15 protein-coding genes are annotated in these 14,808 nt (G+C 67.8%); 5 read left to right on the top strand and 10 right to left on the bottom strand.

Annotation, left to right across the window (positions count from 1 at the left end):
* Position 1: 1 nt before the first annotated feature.
* Positions 2 to 2,149: a malate synthase G gene (locus DPQ23_RS12240; RefSeq protein WP_112875072.1), complete on the top strand. Its 2,148-nt coding sequence runs from the start codon at positions 2 to 4 to the stop codon at positions 2,147 to 2,149.
* Between the two features lie 46 nt (positions 2,150 to 2,195).
* Here the strand turns inward: DPQ23_RS12240 and DPQ23_RS12235 are convergent, their stop codons facing one another.
* From DPQ23_RS12235 to DPQ23_RS12225, 3 genes are all read right to left on the bottom strand, one after another.
* Positions 2,196 to 3,737 carry a phospholipase D family protein gene (locus DPQ23_RS12235; protein ID WP_205961459.1) on the bottom strand — a complete coding sequence of 514 codons (1,542 nt, stop codon included), beginning with the start codon at positions 3,735 to 3,737 and terminating at the stop codon, positions 2,196 to 2,198.
* Positions 3,738 to 3,888: 151 nt separating this feature from the next.
* Positions 3,889 to 4,272, bottom strand: coding sequence for a host attachment family protein (locus tag DPQ23_RS12230; protein WP_112875071.1), 384 nt, complete (start codon positions 4,270 to 4,272; stop codon positions 3,889 to 3,891).
* Positions 4,273 to 4,349: 77 nt separating this feature from the next.
* Complete coding sequence (locus DPQ23_RS12225) at positions 4,350 to 5,552, bottom strand: pyridoxal phosphate-dependent aminotransferase (RefSeq protein WP_112875070.1); 1,203 nt, start codon at positions 5,550 to 5,552, stop codon at positions 4,350 to 4,352.
* 69 nt (positions 5,553 to 5,621) lie between these two features.
* Here DPQ23_RS12225 and DPQ23_RS12220 point away from each other — a divergent pair, with 69 nt between their 5' ends.
* The gene (locus tag DPQ23_RS12220; RefSeq protein ID WP_240602687.1) at positions 5,622 to 5,912 is read left to right on the top strand and encodes a succinate dehydrogenase assembly factor 2; all 291 of its coding nucleotides are present in this window, start codon (positions 5,622 to 5,624) and stop codon (positions 5,910 to 5,912) included.
* Between the two features lie 60 nt (positions 5,913 to 5,972).
* Entirely contained in the window at positions 5,973 to 6,491 is a 519-nt protein-coding gene (locus tag DPQ23_RS12215; protein WP_112875118.1) for a MarR family winged helix-turn-helix transcriptional regulator, read from the top strand.
* A gap of 15 nt (positions 6,492 to 6,506) precedes the next feature.
* On the opposite strand, the gene DPQ23_RS12210 is transcribed toward DPQ23_RS12215, so the two are convergent.
* Positions 6,507 to 6,935 carry a VOC family protein gene (locus DPQ23_RS12210; protein WP_112875069.1) on the bottom strand — a complete coding sequence of 143 codons (429 nt, stop codon included), beginning with the start codon at positions 6,933 to 6,935 and terminating at the stop codon, positions 6,507 to 6,509.
* Between the two features lie 126 nt (positions 6,936 to 7,061).
* On the opposite strand from DPQ23_RS12210, the gene thyX reads away from it, so the two are divergent.
* Positions 7,062 to 7,976: an FAD-dependent thymidylate synthase gene (gene thyX, locus DPQ23_RS12205; protein WP_112875068.1), complete on the top strand. Its 915-nt coding sequence runs from the start codon at positions 7,062 to 7,064 to the stop codon at positions 7,974 to 7,976.
* Positions 7,963 to 9,327: a YaaC family protein gene (locus DPQ23_RS12200; protein WP_112875117.1), complete on the top strand. Its 1,365-nt coding sequence runs from the start codon at positions 7,963 to 7,965 to the stop codon at positions 9,325 to 9,327. The genes thyX and DPQ23_RS12200 overlap by 14 nt, the downstream gene beginning before the upstream one ends.
* A 110-nt stretch (positions 9,328 to 9,437) precedes the next feature.
* Here DPQ23_RS12200 and DPQ23_RS12195 read toward each other — a convergent pair whose 3' ends face one another.
* The 6 genes from DPQ23_RS12195 to DPQ23_RS12170 all read right to left on the bottom strand — a co-directional run bounded on the left by DPQ23_RS12195 (position 9,438) and on the right by DPQ23_RS12170 (position 14,725).
* The gene (locus DPQ23_RS12195; protein ID WP_112875067.1) at positions 9,438 to 10,274 is read right to left on the bottom strand and encodes an alpha/beta fold hydrolase; all 837 of its coding nucleotides are present in this window, start codon (positions 10,272 to 10,274) and stop codon (positions 9,438 to 9,440) included.
* A 62-nt stretch (positions 10,275 to 10,336) separates the two neighbouring features.
* A complete protein-coding gene (locus tag DPQ23_RS12190) occupies positions 10,337 to 11,125 on the bottom strand; it encodes an enoyl-ACP reductase FabI (protein WP_112875066.1) in 789 nt (262 codons plus the stop codon).
* A gap of 18 nt (positions 11,126 to 11,143) precedes the next feature.
* On the bottom strand, positions 11,144 to 12,373 hold the full coding sequence (gene fabB, locus DPQ23_RS12185; protein WP_112875065.1) for a beta-ketoacyl-ACP synthase I: 1,230 nt from the start codon (positions 12,371 to 12,373) through the stop codon (positions 11,144 to 11,146).
* A gap of 18 nt (positions 12,374 to 12,391) precedes the next feature.
* Positions 12,392 to 12,901 carry a bifunctional 3-hydroxydecanoyl-ACP dehydratase/trans-2-decenoyl-ACP isomerase gene (gene fabA / locus DPQ23_RS12180; RefSeq protein ID WP_112875064.1) on the bottom strand — a complete coding sequence of 170 codons (510 nt, stop codon included), beginning with the start codon at positions 12,899 to 12,901 and terminating at the stop codon, positions 12,392 to 12,394.
* 130 nt (positions 12,902 to 13,031) lie between these two features.
* A complete protein-coding gene (locus DPQ23_RS12175) occupies positions 13,032 to 14,096 on the bottom strand; it encodes a glycosyltransferase family 2 protein (protein ID WP_240602686.1) in 1,065 nt (354 codons plus the stop codon).
* Entirely contained in the window at positions 14,093 to 14,725 is a 633-nt protein-coding gene (locus DPQ23_RS12170; protein WP_162630731.1) for a hypothetical protein, read from the bottom strand. Before DPQ23_RS12170 ends, DPQ23_RS12175 begins: the two co-directional genes overlap by 4 nt.
* Positions 14,726 to 14,808 lie beyond the last annotated feature (83 nt).

The raw sequence follows: 14,808 nt of genomic DNA, 5'->3' as shown, positions 1-14,808 counted from the left end.
CATGACCCATTATGTCGAACGCCACGGCCTGTCCGTCGCCGCCCAACTGGCGCGTCTGGTCGAAGACGAGGTGCTGATCGCCGGGGTCACGGCAGACGCCTTCTGGTCGGGCTATGCCGCGATCCTGCGCGACCTGGGGCCGGACAACCGTGCCCTGCTGGACCGCCGCGCCGAGTTGCAGCGCCAGATCGACGACTGGCACCGCGCCCGCCGCGGCCAGCCCCATGATGCCGCCGCGTATGAGGCGTTCCTGACCGGGATCGGCTATCTGGTGCCCCCGCCTGCGCCGTTCCGCGTCGACACCCGGAACGTGGACCCCGAGATCGCGGGCATGGCCGGGCCGCAGCTGGTCGTGCCGGTCAGCAACGCCCGCTTTGCGCTGAACGCGGCGAACGCGCGCTGGGGATCGCTGTACGATGCGCTCTATGGCACCGACGCGCTGCCGGGCGGCGCCGCGCCGGGCGGCTATGACGCCGCGCGGGGGGCGCAGGTGATCGCCTGGGCGCGCGCGCATCTGGACCGCGTGGCACCGTTGGACGGCGCGCGCTGGGCCGACGTCACCGGGCTGGCGGTCGCCGACGGCGCGCTGCGGGTGACGGCGGGCGCAGCGGCGACGACGCTGGCCGATCCGGCGCAGTTCGCCGGCTATACCGACGGCGGCGACGTGTTCCTGCGGGTCAACGGGCTGATGATCCGCATCGTCGTGGACCGCGACAGCATCATCGGCCGCGACGATCCCGCGGGCATCGCCGATGTTCTGCTGGAAAGCGCGCTGACCGCCATCCAGGACGCCGAGGACAGCGTCGCCGCCGTCGATGCCGACGACAAGGTGCATGTCTATCGCGCCTGGCTGGGCCTGATGCGCGGCGATCTGGCCGAGACCTTCGACAAGGGCGGCCGGACGATGACCCGGCGGCTGAACCCCGACATCGACTATCTCGACCCGCAGGGCCGGCCGGCCACGCATCCCGGGCGCGCCGTCCTGCTGGTGCGCAACGTGGGTCATCTGATGACCACCGACGCGGTGCTGCTGGACGGGCAGGAAACGCCCGAGGGGATCATGGACGCGATGGTGACGGTGGCCGCGGCGATGCACGACCTGAACCGGACGGACGGGCCCAGAAACAGCCGCGCCGGGTCGGTCTATGTGGTCAAGCCCAAGATGCACGGCCCCGACGAGGTGGCCTTTGCCGACCGGCTGTACGGGCGTGTCGAGCAGGTGCTGGGCCTGCCCGCCAACACCGTCAAGCTGGGCGTCATGGACGAGGAGCGCCGGACATCGGCCAACCTGGCCGCCTGCATCGCCGCGGTGCGCGAGCGCTGCGTGTTCATCAACACGGGCTTTCTGGACCGCACGGGCGACGAGATCCACACCTCGATGCAGGCCGGGCCGGTGGTGCCCAAGGCCGCGATGAAGGACCAGCCCTGGCTGGCCGCGTACGAGGCGGGCAACGTGGACACCGGGCTGGCGCTGGGGCTGGCGGGCCGGGCGCAGATCGGCAAGGGCATGTGGGCGCGCCCCGACGACATGGCCGCCATGCTGGAGGCCAAGATCGCCCATCCGCGCGCCGGGGCCAGCACCGCCTGGGTGCCCTCGCCCACCGCGGCCACGCTGCACGCGACGCATTACCACCTGGTCGATGTGGCCGCGGTGCAGCAGTCGCTGGCCGGCCGGACGCCGCCGTCCCGCAGCGCCCTGCTGACGCCGCCGCTGCTGGCGGGCGCGAACCTGTCCGAGGCCGAGGTCGCGCACGAGATCGACAATTCGTGCCAGTCGATCCTGGGCTATGTCGTGCGCTGGGTCGATCAGGGCGTCGGCTGTTCCAAGGTGCCCGACATCGACGACGTGGCGCTGATGGAGGATCGCGCGACGCTGCGGATTTCCTCGCAGCATCTGGCGAACTGGCTCATGCACGGGATCATCACAACGGCGCAGGTGCAGGATTCGCTGGCGCGGATGGCGGCCAAGGTGGACCAGCAGAACGCGGGGGACCCGGCCTATCGCCCGATGGCGCCCGCGCTGGACGGGCCTGCGTTCAACGCCGCCCGCGACCTGATCCTGACGGGGGCCGACCAGCCGTCGGGCTATACCGAGCCGCTGCTGCACGCCGCCCGGCGCGCGGCCAAGCGGCAGGCAGCCTCGGCCTGACAAGGGCCGTCTGGGGCCGGATGCGGGCGGACGCGCGCGCCAGCCTTTACAGCAGCCACTCGATGGGCAGGCGGCCCAGCAGCCACAGGAACACCCGCTCGGCCAGGTTGGTGCCCGGCTCGGTCTTGTGGATCAGCACCGGGTCGTCGCCGGCGGGCTGCTGCCAGACGATCCGGCCGCGCTCGTCCAGCACCGGGCCATAGGACAGCGTGGGCAGGACGCGGTCCAGCCCTTCGTTCACCAGCGCCGCGACGCGGCGGCTTTCGATCAGCACGCCCATTTCGGTGTTCAGCATCACCGACCTGGGATCGAGGTTGAACGAGCCGATGAAGATCAGCTCGCCGTCGATCGTCACGGTCTTGGAATGCAGGCTGGCGCGGGTCGAGGCGCCGGGCACGCGCGGCTCTCGGGGGGTGCCGGCGGTGGCCCGCATCTCGAACAGCGTGACCCCGCCCTGCAGCAGGGCGGGTCGGTATTTCACATAGGCCGAATGGACGACCAGCACGTCCGTCGCCTCTTGCGAGTTCGTCAGGACGCGCACGCGCCGTCCCTCTCGCGCCAGGCGGGCCAGGCGTTCGGTCAGCCGCCGCCCCGGCACGAAATAGGCCGAGACGATGTCCACGGACCGGCCGGGCGCCGCCATCAGCCGCATCAGCTGGGCATACAGCAGGTCGCGGTTGCGGACCTTGCCCAGCCCCTTGGCGGGATCGTCGCTCATCAGCGTGACGGGGGCCCACTCGACGATCTCGCCCCCGCGGGCCAGCCGCTCCATCAGGGGGGCCGAGCGCACGGCGTCCAGGTGCGCGGCCCACGCGGGACCGGCGGTCAGGCGGTTGGCATCCGCCTGCGTGCGTTCCAGCCCACCCGGCGCGTCCGACAGGATCAGTTCCGCCGGATAGGCCGAACCGGATGCCCAGTAGCCATCGAAGTCCGCCCCCGCATCCGCGGCGACAGCCCCCACCGCCAGCACGTCGGTGTCCAGGTAATGCGGGCCCGCCCCGAACGAGAAATAGATGTCGCCGATGTTGCGCCCGCCCAGGATCGTGACCGCACCATCCGCCGTCAGCGACTTGTTGTGCATCCGGCGGTTCAGCCGCAGAAAGTCGAAGGCATAGCCCAGCGACTTGGGGCGGCGCAGGATGAACGGGTTGAACAGCCGCACCTCGACCGTGGGCAGGGTGTTCAGCGCGGCAAGATCCGCGTCCAGGCCCGCGATGCCGTTGTCGTCCAGCAGCAACCGGATGCGAACGCCCCGGTCGGCCGCCGCGCGCAGTTCGGTCAGCAGCGTCAGCCCCGTCGCGTCGCGCTGCCAGATATAGTATTGCAGGTCCAGCGTTTCCTCGGCCGCGCGGATGACCGCGATGCGCGCGCCCAGGGCATCCAGCCCGGTCAGCAGCGGCGTCACCCCGCTGTCGTGGGGCCCGCCCGCCGCCGCGGCGCGGACGGTCCGGCCCAGCGCGGTGCGGTCAGAGGCGGGGATGGTCGTGCTGACGCTGCGCCCGGTCAGGGGCGGCGGGCGAAAGACGACATGCGCGACCAGCAGAGCCGCCACGCACAGGCAAAGCAGGATCAGGATCGTCGTCAACACCTTGCGCCGCGGCCTTTTCACAGCGGCCTGACCCGCTGACGCCCGCGCGCCCCTGCGCACGCCGGCCGATGGTGGTCATCCGTCCGGCCGCGCAGCGGGGCGGCCGCGATCCCGGCCACCCCGGGCCCGGATCATCAGACCGGGGCCCGCATCAGGCCAGCGCCCGCGCGATGTCTTCCCCGGTGGCGCCGGTCAGCGTCTTGGGCAATTCCTTGACCAGCTTCTGTTCCAGCATCTTGTGATAGTGCTTGCGCATCGACCCCAGGGTCGAGGGGTCGGCGATCACCGCCAGCGCGTCCACCTTGTTCTGCAGCACCAAGGTGTTCAGCCGCTCCGCCAGCTGCTTGGCGAACGTCGCCTCGTCCTCGTCCCGGGGGGTCGTCTCGTTGGGCTGCTTGCCCTGGCTTTCGTCCTGCAGGTGCTGGGGGGAAAGCCGCTCGACCTCGTGCAGGTCGATGCCCTGCGGGGCGACGTTGCGAAACAGCACGGCCTGATGGCCGTCGGCAACCACGACCAGAGCGTTGTGGGGCAGCATGTCCTTGTCCTTTCAAAGAGTTTCCGGGGCCAACGCCGGCTGGCCTGTCCGGTTCCGGCCGTGGCCCGGGCGCACGGTCAGGACAGGCTGGCGCAAAACCCGCCGATCCGGCCCACCGCGTCGGCCAGCTGGGCGTCCGACGCCGCATAGCTGATGCGGAAATGCGGGCTGAGGCCGAAGGCCGCGCCGAACACCACCGCGACGCCCGTGGCGTTCAGCAGTTCCATCGCAAAGGTCTGGTCGTCGGCGATGACCACGCCCCCGGGCGTCCGCCGCCCGATCAGCCCCGCGATCGAGGGATAGACGTAGAACGCCCCTTGCGGCGTGGGGCAGGTGACGCCCGCGCACCGGTTCAGCCCGGCCACGACCAGGTCGCGCCGGCGCTGGAACACCGCCCGGCTGTCCGCGATGTAATCCTGCGGCCCGGTCAGCGCGGCCAGCGCCGCATACTGGCTGATGGAACAGGGATTCGAGGTCGATTGCGACTGGATCGCCCCCATGGCCCGGATCAGCGCCGCCGGCGCCCCGCCATAGCCGATCCGCCAGCCGGTCATGGCATAGGCCTTGCTGACCCCGTTCATCGTCAGCGTCCGGTCCCGCAGCCGGGGTTCCACCTGCGCCGGGGTGACAAAGCGGAAGTCGTCGAAGACCAGGTGTTCGTAGATGTCGTCGGCCAGCACCCAGACATGGGGGTGGTCCAGCAGCACGTCGGTCAGGGCGCGCAGCTGGCCCTCGGCGTAGCCCGCGCCCGTGGGGTTCGACGGCGAGTTCAGGATCACCCATTTCGTGCGCGGCGTGATCGCCGCGGCCAGCTGGTCGGCCGTGATGCGAAAGCCCTGGTCCACGCCCCCCGTCACGATCACCGGCGTGCCGCCCGCCAGCGTCACCATGTCGGGATAGCTGACCCAGTAGGGTGCGGGAATGATGACCTCGTCGCCCGGGTTCAGCGTGGCCATCAGGGCGTTGTACAGCACCTGCTTGCCGCCGGTGCCGACCGTGATCTCGTCCACCGCGTAATCCAGCCCGTTGTCGCGGGCGAACTTGGCGCAGATCGCGCGCTTCAGCTCGGCGATGCCGTCCACGGCGGTATAGCGGGTGTGGCCCGCGTCGATGGCGGCCTTGGCGGCCTGCCGGATATGCGCGGGTGTGTCGAAATCAGGCTCTCCGGCCGACAGGCTGATGATGTCGCGCCCCTGCGCGGCCAGGTCGCGCGCAAGGCCGGTCATGGCGATGGTGGGCGAGGGTTTGACGCGGGCCAGGGTCTGCGACAGAAAGCTCATGGTCGGCGCCTTTTTCCGGGGATCGGCTCGTGATAGGCGGGGGACCGCAGGGCCGCAAGCGGGGGCGACATGGAAGACCGGGCAACGCGGCTGAAGCGGCTGATGATGCGAAGCTGGCGACGCGGCACGCGCGAGATGGACCTGATCCTCGGCCCCTATGCCGAGGCGCGGCTGGACGCGATGGATGACGACACGCTGGACCGCTACGAGGCGCTGCTGGACGAGAACGACCAGGACCTGTACCCGTGGGTGACCGCGCGCATCAACGGCGGGACGGCCGGGCCGGATCGCCACGGCGGGCTGCTGGACGATATCGCGGCGCAGGCGGCGGGGCGGCTGCGGGAAATCCGCGGCGCTTAACCGAATCTTGGTTGTTTTGCGACAGTCTGACCCCATCACGCCTGAATGCGGATGGTGCCGATGACACGCCTTGCCCTGATCCTTCCTGCCGATCCCGGCCCTGATCCTGCCCACAGCCCGGACATGACGGGGGCCTATCTGGAAAGCCTGCAGATCCTCGACCGGCTGCACCGGCTGATGCTGGACCTGGTCAAGGACGAATTCGAGCGCCTTGGCCAGGACGACCTGACCCCCGTGCAGGGCCTGCTACTCTACAACCTCGGCGGCGCCGAGGTGTCGGCGGGCGAGCTGCGGTCCCGCGGCATGTATCAGGGGTCCAACGTCAGCTATAACCTCAAGAAGCTGGTGCAGATGGGCTATGTCCACCATGCCCGCTGCGACCTGGACCGCCGGTCGGTGCGGGTCCGCCTCAGCGATCGCGGCGCAGGGGTGCGCGACACGGTGGCGCGGCTGTTCGCCCGCCATGCCGACGGGCTGCGGATGTCGGGCGTGCTGGAAGACCCGCCGCTGCCGCAGGTGAACCTGCAATGGCGGCGGGTGGAACGCTATTGGGCCGACCAGATCCGCTATATCTACTGAAGGCGGGCGGTGTCCTTACCAGTGGCCGGTGTTCGGCATGCTGGCCCAGGGCTCCTGCGGGGGCAGGCTCTCGCCTTCCTGCAGCAGCTCGATCGAGATGTTGTCGGGGCTGCGGACGAACGCCATGTGCCCGTCGCGCGGCGGGCGGTTGATCGTCACGCCCGCGTCCATCAGCCGCTGGCACATCGCGTAGATGTTCTCGACCTGATAGGCGAGATGGCCGAAATGCCGGCTGTCGGATGGCAGGCCGTCGTCGCCGTCCCAGTTCCACGTCAGCTCGACGGGCGTGTCGTCCTGTCCAGGGGGCGCCATGAAGACCAGGGTGAAGCGGCCCTTGTCGTTGTCGATCCGCCGCGTCTCGACCAACCCCAGCAGCGCAAAGAATCGCATCGTGGCGTCCAGGTCGGCGACGCGGACCATCGTGTGCAGATAGCGGATCTTCATCGGTGTTCCCCCTTGGCCTGGGGCGCATCGTGCCACGCCCGCACGCCCTGGGCCAGAGGGGGGCGCCCCTCTGGACGCGGTGCCGCGCGGCGGTCCACAAGTGGGCACCGTTGCAAAGGACCGACCATGCCCCTGACCCCCGACCAACAGGCCGAGATCGACGAGGCCCGCGCCACCCCGCGCCCCACCCTGCGCGCCGTCAGCGAAGGGATGGAGCGGCACCTGTACGTGGCCCATCCGGTCCTGGACCACGGGCTGTTGCGGGTCATCGACTACATGGGCGACGATTCGGCCATCGTGCAGGCGGCGCGGGTCAGCTATGGCCGCGGCACCAAGGCCGTGCAGAACGACGAGGGGCTGATCCGCTATCTGATGCGGCACTGGCACTCGACCCCGTTCGAGATGTGCGAGGTCAAGTTCCACGTCAAGCTGCCCGTCTTTGTCGCGCGCCAGTGGATCAGGCACCGCACCGCGAACGTGAACGAATATTCGGCGCGCTATTCGATCCTCGACCGCGAGTTCTATATCCCCGCCCCGGAACAGCTGGCCGCGCAATCCACGGTCAACAACCAGGGCCGGGGCGCGGTGCTGTCGGGCCCCGAGGCGCAGCGCGTCCTGGACATCCTGCGGGACGACGCCATGCGCGCCTATGACCATTACGAGGGGATGCTGTCGCAGGACGGCCAGCAGGGCCTGGCGCGGGAACTGGCGCGGATGAACCTGCCGGCGAACATCTATACCCAGTGGTACTGGAAGACCGACCTGCACAACCTGTTCCACTTCCTGCGCCTGCGCGCCGACGCCCACGCGCAATACGAGATCCGCGTCTATGCCGAGGCGATGTGCCGGATCGTGGCGGATTGGGTCCCGCTGGCCTATGCGGCCTTCGAGGACTATCGGCTGGGCGGGGTGTCGTTGTCCGGGAAGGCCGTGGAGGTGCTGAAGCGGCGCTTGGCTGGCGAGACGGTGACGCAGGAGACCAGCGGGATGAGCAAGGGCGAGTGGCGGGAGTTTGAGGGGGTGTGGAATGCAAAAAGCTGATAGTGCAATTGAAAAGATTCTAAGTGATGACTTCGTGATGGTCGAAAATCGAGCTCAGGGACAGCCGATTTTTGATTTTGAGACTGACTATGAGGCGTTGATAAAAGCTTATGAACGGGTGCAGGAGGAGTGGAAGTCCCTTTCTGTAGAAGATCAGAAAATCCGCCCGGGAGGCTTGCCTGCGATGATGAGAGAGCAGGGTATAGAAAGCCCCAAGGACAGCAAGTATTCACGAGCTCGTTATGCTCATATGCTTCGCGCCGAAGTTGCTGCTCGCTTGAGTCAGGAAGCAATGTATAAGCTTTTGCCTCTTGATGCCATCGACTATAAGAGCTCTCTAGCTGAGTTGGTCGAAAGTTTGGAGAATGTTGAGCAAATCAGGTCTTTATATAAACGAAGAAAGCTCACAACTGGAACCACTAAGAATGCCGGAATTGGAAACGAAGAAGCGGCGAAGCTAAAGAACTGCTTTAGCCAGGGAAGGGAGCTGTATTTCGCGGGGTGCAGCGGATCTTTGATGGTTAAGCCGCTGAACCACTTCTATTCGGTAACAGCCTACTCATATGGAATGATCATTCTAAATAATCCAATCAGGTTTGGGAAGGATAATCTTCCAAGTTCTCATGGAATGGTTTACCTTCCAGATAAAGTCCAGTGTCAATTTGGGGGAGATAGTCCAACGGGTACGTTTAGCGAATTGTTCTCATCCTTCCCTACTCACGCTATTCAAACCAAATCCATTGAATTCACGCAAAACCTAACCGAGAGCATCAAGGCTTTTTATAGTACTCGAATAGATGCTAGCATTGGCACATTGCTTAGCATGCTCCCAGAAATGACAAACTATTACTCTCTAATGACTGGGCGTCGGTCTCGGGCTTTCCCGCTAGAGATTGTTAATGCCAACAACCCTCGTGCACTTACATGGGAGTTTCAAATTGGAGATGGAACATCCTTGCCTACACGAGAAAGTGTAGAAAAATCTTTCGAAAGCTTCGAGATAACAGAAAGATTTGGCAAGTATATCGTTCCTGTCCCGGCTACGAAATCAGCAGACGTTAAAGCATTGATATACTCTGATGTTAGTGGCCGGCTATCGTATATCGAAAATCCATTCTATCCAATCCTGCTGCCTGAAGTCTGCGTTCATTTTCTTCTTAATCACATCTACTCCTGCATAATGCGATATCGCCCAGAGGAGTGGGGAAACGTTATACTAAACGAAGTTTCTACAGACACATCTCTTCTCACGCGTCATTATTTTTCAAATTTTGAGAGAAAATTCTTATTATTGGTGCTGAGATGCCTGTCCCGATATAATCCCGTTGTCCAAGAGAGCACATTGGAGTAGAGGTGTCTTTCAGCGTCGAACGAAGGCGAATGGCATGTGCTGCACGTGCCGTTCGGCCCTTTCTGCCGACTAGTTTATACTAAGGGCATACCGTACTCTCTACTTCGGCTTCAGCATGCTTCCCGAACCCTTCCCACCCAATCCCTGACCACCGCCACACTCTCGCCCTCATCCAGCCACGGGATATGCCCCCGCCCCGGCACCTTGCCGTAGATCATGTCCGGCCGCCGCCGGCGCATCTCCTCGACCGCGTCCTCGCCCAGCAGGTCCGAGCCCTCGCCGTGGATCAGCGCCAGTGGCAGACCTTCGAGCGCGTCGAACAGGGGCCAGGCGGTGGCGTCGGGGTTCTGGAACGCGGCCAGGAAGGACTCGCGCAGGGCGGGGTCATAGGTCAGGTTCACGCCGTCCTCGACCTGGCGATACAGGCGCGCGGCCTCCTCCTCCCACCGGCCATGGGGCACCTCGCCAAAGCCGCGCAGGGTCTGGGGCAGGCGCTCGGCCACCTCGGCCAGCGTGCGGACGGTGGGGCGGCGGCCGACATAGTCCTTGATCGCCTCCAGCCCCTCGCGCCGCAGCTGGGGGCCCACGTCGTTCAGGCAGACGCCCAGCAGCCGGTCTTTCGCCACCGCCGCCAGATACATGGCGATCAGCCCCCCGCGCGAGGTGCCGACGACCGCCGCGCGGCCGATCCCCAGGTGATCCAGCAGCGCCAGCGCGTCCGCGCCCTCGACCGGGACGGTATAGGTGTCCGCCCCCGTCCAGTCCGACTGGCCGCGCCCGCGGTAATCCATGCGGATCATCCGGCAGTCGGCCAGCGTCGGCGCAAGGTAATCGAAATCGTCCATGCTGCGCGTCAGCCCGGCCAGGCACAGGACCGGCAGGCCCGCGCCCTGATCGCGATAGGCCAGACGGGCGCCGTCGGGCGCGGTGAAGAACTGCGTTTCCATCCAGACCCTCTTTCTGTCTTGTGGAAATATCCCGGGGTCCGGGGCGGCGCCCCGGTCCGGCGTCAGATGTTCTCGGGCTGCGGCATGCCCAGGACGTGATAGCCGCCGTCCACCGTCACCACCTCGCCCGTGGTGCAGGCGCCCCAGTCGGACGCGAGCCACACCGCCGTGCCGCCGATCGCCTCAAGCGTGGCGTTGGCGCGCAGGGGCGCGTTGGCCTCGGTGTGGCGATAGGTCTTGCGCGCCCCGCCGATGGCCGCGCCGGCCAGCGTCTTCATCGGGCCGGGGCTGATGGCGTTCACGCGGATGCCCTGCGGGCCAAGGTCGTTGGCCAGATAGCGCACGGCCGATTCCAGCGCCGCCTTGGCCACGCCCATGACGTTGTAGAACGGCGTCACCCGGTTCGACCCGGCATAGGTCAGCGTCAGGATGGTGCCGCCGGGGGCCATCAGGGGCATGGCCCGACGCGCGACCTCGATCAGGGAATAGCACGAGATGTCCAGCGACTGCCGGAAATTGGCGCGGCTGGTGTTGACGAACCGGCCGGTCAGCTCGTCCTTGTTCGAAAACGCGATGGCGTGGACCAGGATGTCCAGACTGCCCCAGCGGTCGGTCAGCGTGGCAAAGGCCGCGTCCAGCGACGCGTCGTCGGTGACGTCCACATCGACCAGCAGGTCGGACCCCAGCGAGGCGGCCAGCGGCTGCACGCGCCGCCCGAACGCCTCGCCCTGATAGGAAAACGCCAGCTCGGCCCCCTGCTCGGACAGCGCGCGCGCGATCCCCCAGGCGATGGACCGCTCGTTCGCGACACCCATGACGAGCGCGCGCTTGCCCTGCAACAAACCAGCCATGTCAATCCTTGTCGAAAATCAGCCGCGATAACGGGACAGCACCAGCGTTGCGTTGGTGCCCCCAAAGCCGAAGCTGTTCGACAACACGCTGTCAAAGTCCACCCCGTCCACGCGCTGCATGGCAATTTCCTCGGGGCGGATCTCGGGGTCCAGGGTCGTGATGTTGGCCGACGCGGCGATGAAGCCTTCCTGCATCATCAGCAGGCAATAGATCGCCTCGTGCACGCCGGTGGCACCCAGGCTGTGGCCGGTCAGCGACTTGGTGGACGACACGGGCGGCACCGCGCCCTCGCCGAAGACGCGGCGCAGGGCCTTGATCTCGGTCACGTCGCCGGCGGGGGTCGAGGTGCCGTGCGCGTTGACATAGCTGATCCGGCGCCCCTCGGGCAGGGTGGACAGCGCCAGCCGCATCGACCGCTCGCCCCCCTCGCCGGACGGGGCGACCATGTCATAGCCGTCGCTGGTCGCGCCGTAGCCGGTGACTTCGGCGTAGATTCTGGCGCCGCGCGCCAGGGCGTGCTCCAGCTCCTCCAGCACGACGACGCCGCCGCCGCCGGCGATCACGAATCCGTCGCGGGTCGCGTCGAACGGGCGCGAGGCCGTCGCGGGCGTGTCGTTGTATTTCGACGACATCGCCCCCATCGCGTCGAACAGGCACGACAGCGTCCAGTCCAGCTCCTCTCCGCCGCCGGCAAAGACGATGTCCTGCTTGCCCATCTGGATCAGCTCGGCTCCGTTGCCGATGCAATGGGCGCTGGTCGAACAGGCCGAGGTGATCGAATAGTTCACGCCCTTGATGGCAAAGGGCGTCGCCAGGCAGGCCGAGTTCGTGGACGACATGCAGCGGGTCACCATGAACGGCCCCATCCGCTTGGGCGCGCCCTTTTCGATGACGGTCTGGTGGGCGTTGAAGAAGTTCGAGGTGGACGGCCCGCCCGACCCCATGATCAGCCCTGTCCGGTCGTTGGAGACGTCCCCCGGCTCCAGCCCGGAATCCGCCACCGCCTGCTGCATGGCGATGAAGTTCCAGGCCGCGCCCTCGCCCATGAAGCGCAGGTCGCGCTTGTCCACGTGCGCCGCGATGTCGATGGTCGGCACGCCGTGGACCTGGCTGCGGAACCCGTGCTCGGTATAGTCCGGCGCGGCCACGATCCCCGAGCGGCCCGCGCGCAGGCTTTCGGTGACTTCGGCGGCATTGTTGCCGATGGGCGAGACGATCCCCAGCCCGGTGATGACGACGCGGCGCATGATGCGGCCTCCCTCCCGTCAGCTCTCGGAGAGAGCGACCTTCATGTCCTTGACCTGATAGATGACCTCGCCGTCCGCCTCGACGATGCCGTCGGCGACGCCCATGGTCAGCCGGCGGGTCTGCACGGCCTTGGTGAAATCGACCTTGTAGGTCAGCATCCGGCGGTCCGGGCGGACCATGCCGGTCAGCTTGACCTCGCCCACGCCCAGCGCATAGCCCCGCCCCTGCCAGCCGCGCCAGCCCAGGTTGAACCCGGTCAGCTGCCACAGCCCGTCAAGGCCCAGGCATCCCGGCATGATCGGGTTGCCGGGAAAGTGGCAGGCGAAGAACCACAGGTCGGGGGTGATGTCGAACTCGGCCACGACATGGCCCTTGCCGTGCAGGCCGCCGTCCGCGCTGATGTCGGTGATGCGGTCCATCATCAGCATCGGCGGCTCGGGCAGTTGCGCGTTGCCGGGACCGAACAACTCGCCCCGCGCGCAGGCCAGCAGCGCGTCGCGGTCGAAGCTGGTCCTGTCCATCGCCATCGTCTCTCCGCCCTGCTGCCCGGCCCGTGCCGGTGCCGTTGGCCTTGGGTCTATCACCCTGCCCGGCGGCCGTGCAAGGGCAGGGCCGCCGCGGGCGGGCGGGCCGGCGCCAGGGCGGCACCGCGCCGGGTCAGAACCACTGCCCCGGCTCCATCAGCCCCAGGTCCATCAGCTGCTGCGCGCTCCAGCGGAAGGGCTGAGAGTTGCGCCACGTGAAGGTGGCGATCTCGGTGCGCGATCCGGGATTGCGGGCCAGCGCCTTGGCGACCCGGAACGAGGCGACGGCCGCGGTCAGGTTGTGGTGCCACGGGCAGGAATAGGTGTTCATTTCCTCGACGCTCAGCCGGTGGTCGGGCAGCAGGCGCAGCCCCGGCTCGGTGCGGAACAGGGCGATGCGGTCGATGCGGCGGCGGTCGGGGGGCAGGTGTTCCTCGAACCGCCAGCGCAGCCCGCCGAAAAAGTCCAGCTGGCGGGGCTTGTGCTGGCCCTGCCGGTCCGACCGCGCCAGCGCGTAATAGCCGGTGCGGTCGAACATCGCCTCGTGGGTGCTGACGGCGTCCGGGAACCGCGTCAGGTCCGGGGCGTAAAGGTCGATCACATAGGTCAGCATCGCGCGCCGCCGTTCCTCGGCGTGAAAGGCCAGCATCTCGCCCACCGTGCGGCTGTCCGAGAACGGATAGAACAGGTATTCGGCGTTGTATCCGTAATACAGCCAGCTGTCGCGGGGTGCGGCCTTGATCACCGCATTGACGATATCGGTGTGCGCGCCGGGCCGGCGGCTGTCGTGGATGAGGTTGATGATGCGCCCGCCGGGGTCCATCGGCACCTGCGCCGCGGTCAGCGGTTCGGGCGAGACGGCAAGGATCGTCTTGAACCCGGCGCGCTGGTGATGCTCCAGCGTCGAGGCGACCTCGACACCATCCTCGATCAGGATGACGGCGAGGGGACCGCGCGCCAGGGCGGTGGCGCCCGCCTCGGCCAGAAAGCGGGCCAGCGGCTCGGGCCGGCGGGGGCGAGCCGCAACGGGGGCAGCGGCGGGCGGCGGGGTAGTGGGCGCGTGGAGGCCGGTGGGGTCGGCCGGCGCGGGCCGGATCGAGGGCGCGTCCTGCGTCCCGTCCGCCGCCGCGCCGGAGGCCGCGGCAGACGCGGGCGGGGCGGCCTGGAACGCCCCGGGCCGCGCGGCTTCGGCGTTCATGGCATCACGGCCTTGACCTGTTGCAGCGCCGACCGCAGCAGGTCGGGGTTGGTCGCGGCGGCGGCGACCACGGCCTTGAGGGTGGTTTTCTGCGCGGGCGCGATGTCGCTTGCATCGATGACGGCGGCGACCCGGTCGGCGTCGAATCCCTCGGGCGTCAGCAGCGCCTCGATGTCGGTGGCCGTGGCAGCCGCGCCTGCGGCGTCGCGGGTCGCGTCGGCGGCCTGCCGGGCGGCCTCGCCCGCGGTCTGGGTCGCGGCGGCCGCGTCAGCGGCGCTGCTGCCCTGGGCGGCCTGGGCGGCCGCATCCGCGGCCAGGTCGGCGGCCTCGATCGCCTGCTCGGCCGCGGCCTGGGCTGCGCGCGCGGCTTCGCTCGCAGGCTCGATGGGCGCCTCGCGGGCGGCAGAGGTGGCTTCGGCCGCCGCGTCCGCGGCAAGGGCGGCGGCGTCGGCGGCGGCATCGGCCGCCTCGCCGGCTGCGTCGGCGGCCTGTTCCGCCCCTTGCGGCGGCAGGGCCGCGCTGGGCGAGCCGGCCGGCGCGACAGGCTGCGGCCCCTCGCCGCGCATCCAGACCCAGCCACCCAGCCCCAGCAGGACCAGAACCAGAACCAACATCACAGCACGCGCCATCGGCCGCCCCCTTGTGTCGTCGCCTGCGGCGCAGCCGCGCCGGTCGGCCCGCTATCGCACAGATGGGCCCCGCCGAAAAGCCG

The organism is Paracoccus endophyticus, from assembly GCF_003286075.1.
In the GTDB taxonomy this organism is placed as follows: domain Bacteria; phylum Pseudomonadota; class Alphaproteobacteria; order Rhodobacterales; family Rhodobacteraceae; genus Paracoccus; species Paracoccus endophyticus.
The sequence above is the reverse complement of the archived record's forward strand: the minus strand, read 5'-3'. Positions and strand labels throughout refer to the sequence as shown.

Coding starts and splice junctions, on each gene's coding strand:
- DPQ23_RS12240 (WP_112875072.1), top strand. CDS start 2: ATGACCCATTATGTCGAACGCCACGGCCTGTCCGTCGCCGCCCAACTG.
- DPQ23_RS12230 (WP_112875071.1), bottom strand. CDS start 4,272: ATGCTGCCCCACAACGCTCTGGTCGTGGTTGCCGACGGCCATCAGGCC.
- DPQ23_RS12225 (WP_112875070.1), bottom strand. CDS start 5,552: ATGAGCTTTCTGTCGCAGACCCTGGCCCGCGTCAAACCCTCGCCCACC.
- DPQ23_RS12220 (WP_240602687.1), top strand. CDS start 5,622: ATGGAAGACCGGGCAACGCGGCTGAAGCGGCTGATGATGCGAAGCTGG.
- DPQ23_RS12215 (WP_112875118.1), top strand. CDS start 5,973: ATGACACGCCTTGCCCTGATCCTTCCTGCCGATCCCGGCCCTGATCCT.
- DPQ23_RS12210 (WP_112875069.1), bottom strand. CDS start 6,935: ATGAAGATCCGCTATCTGCACACGATGGTCCGCGTCGCCGACCTGGAC.
- thyX (WP_112875068.1), top strand. CDS start 7,062: ATGCCCCTGACCCCCGACCAACAGGCCGAGATCGACGAGGCCCGCGCC.
- DPQ23_RS12200 (WP_112875117.1), top strand. CDS start 7,963: ATGCAAAAAGCTGATAGTGCAATTGAAAAGATTCTAAGTGATGACTTC.
- DPQ23_RS12195 (WP_112875067.1), bottom strand. CDS start 10,274: ATGGAAACGCAGTTCTTCACCGCGCCCGACGGCGCCCGTCTGGCCTAT.
- DPQ23_RS12190 (WP_112875066.1), bottom strand. CDS start 11,125: ATGGCTGGTTTGTTGCAGGGCAAGCGCGCGCTCGTCATGGGTGTCGCG.
- fabB (WP_112875065.1), bottom strand. CDS start 12,373: ATGCGCCGCGTCGTCATCACCGGGCTGGGGATCGTCTCGCCCATCGGC.
- fabA (WP_112875064.1), bottom strand. CDS start 12,901: ATGGCGATGGACAGGACCAGCTTCGACCGCGACGCGCTGCTGGCCTGC.
- DPQ23_RS12175 (WP_240602686.1), bottom strand. CDS start 14,096: ATGAACGCCGAAGCCGCGCGGCCCGGGGCGTTCCAGGCCGCCCCGCCC.
- DPQ23_RS12170 (WP_162630731.1), bottom strand. CDS start 14,725: ATGGCGCGTGCTGTGATGTTGGTTCTGGTTCTGGTCCTGCTGGGGCTG.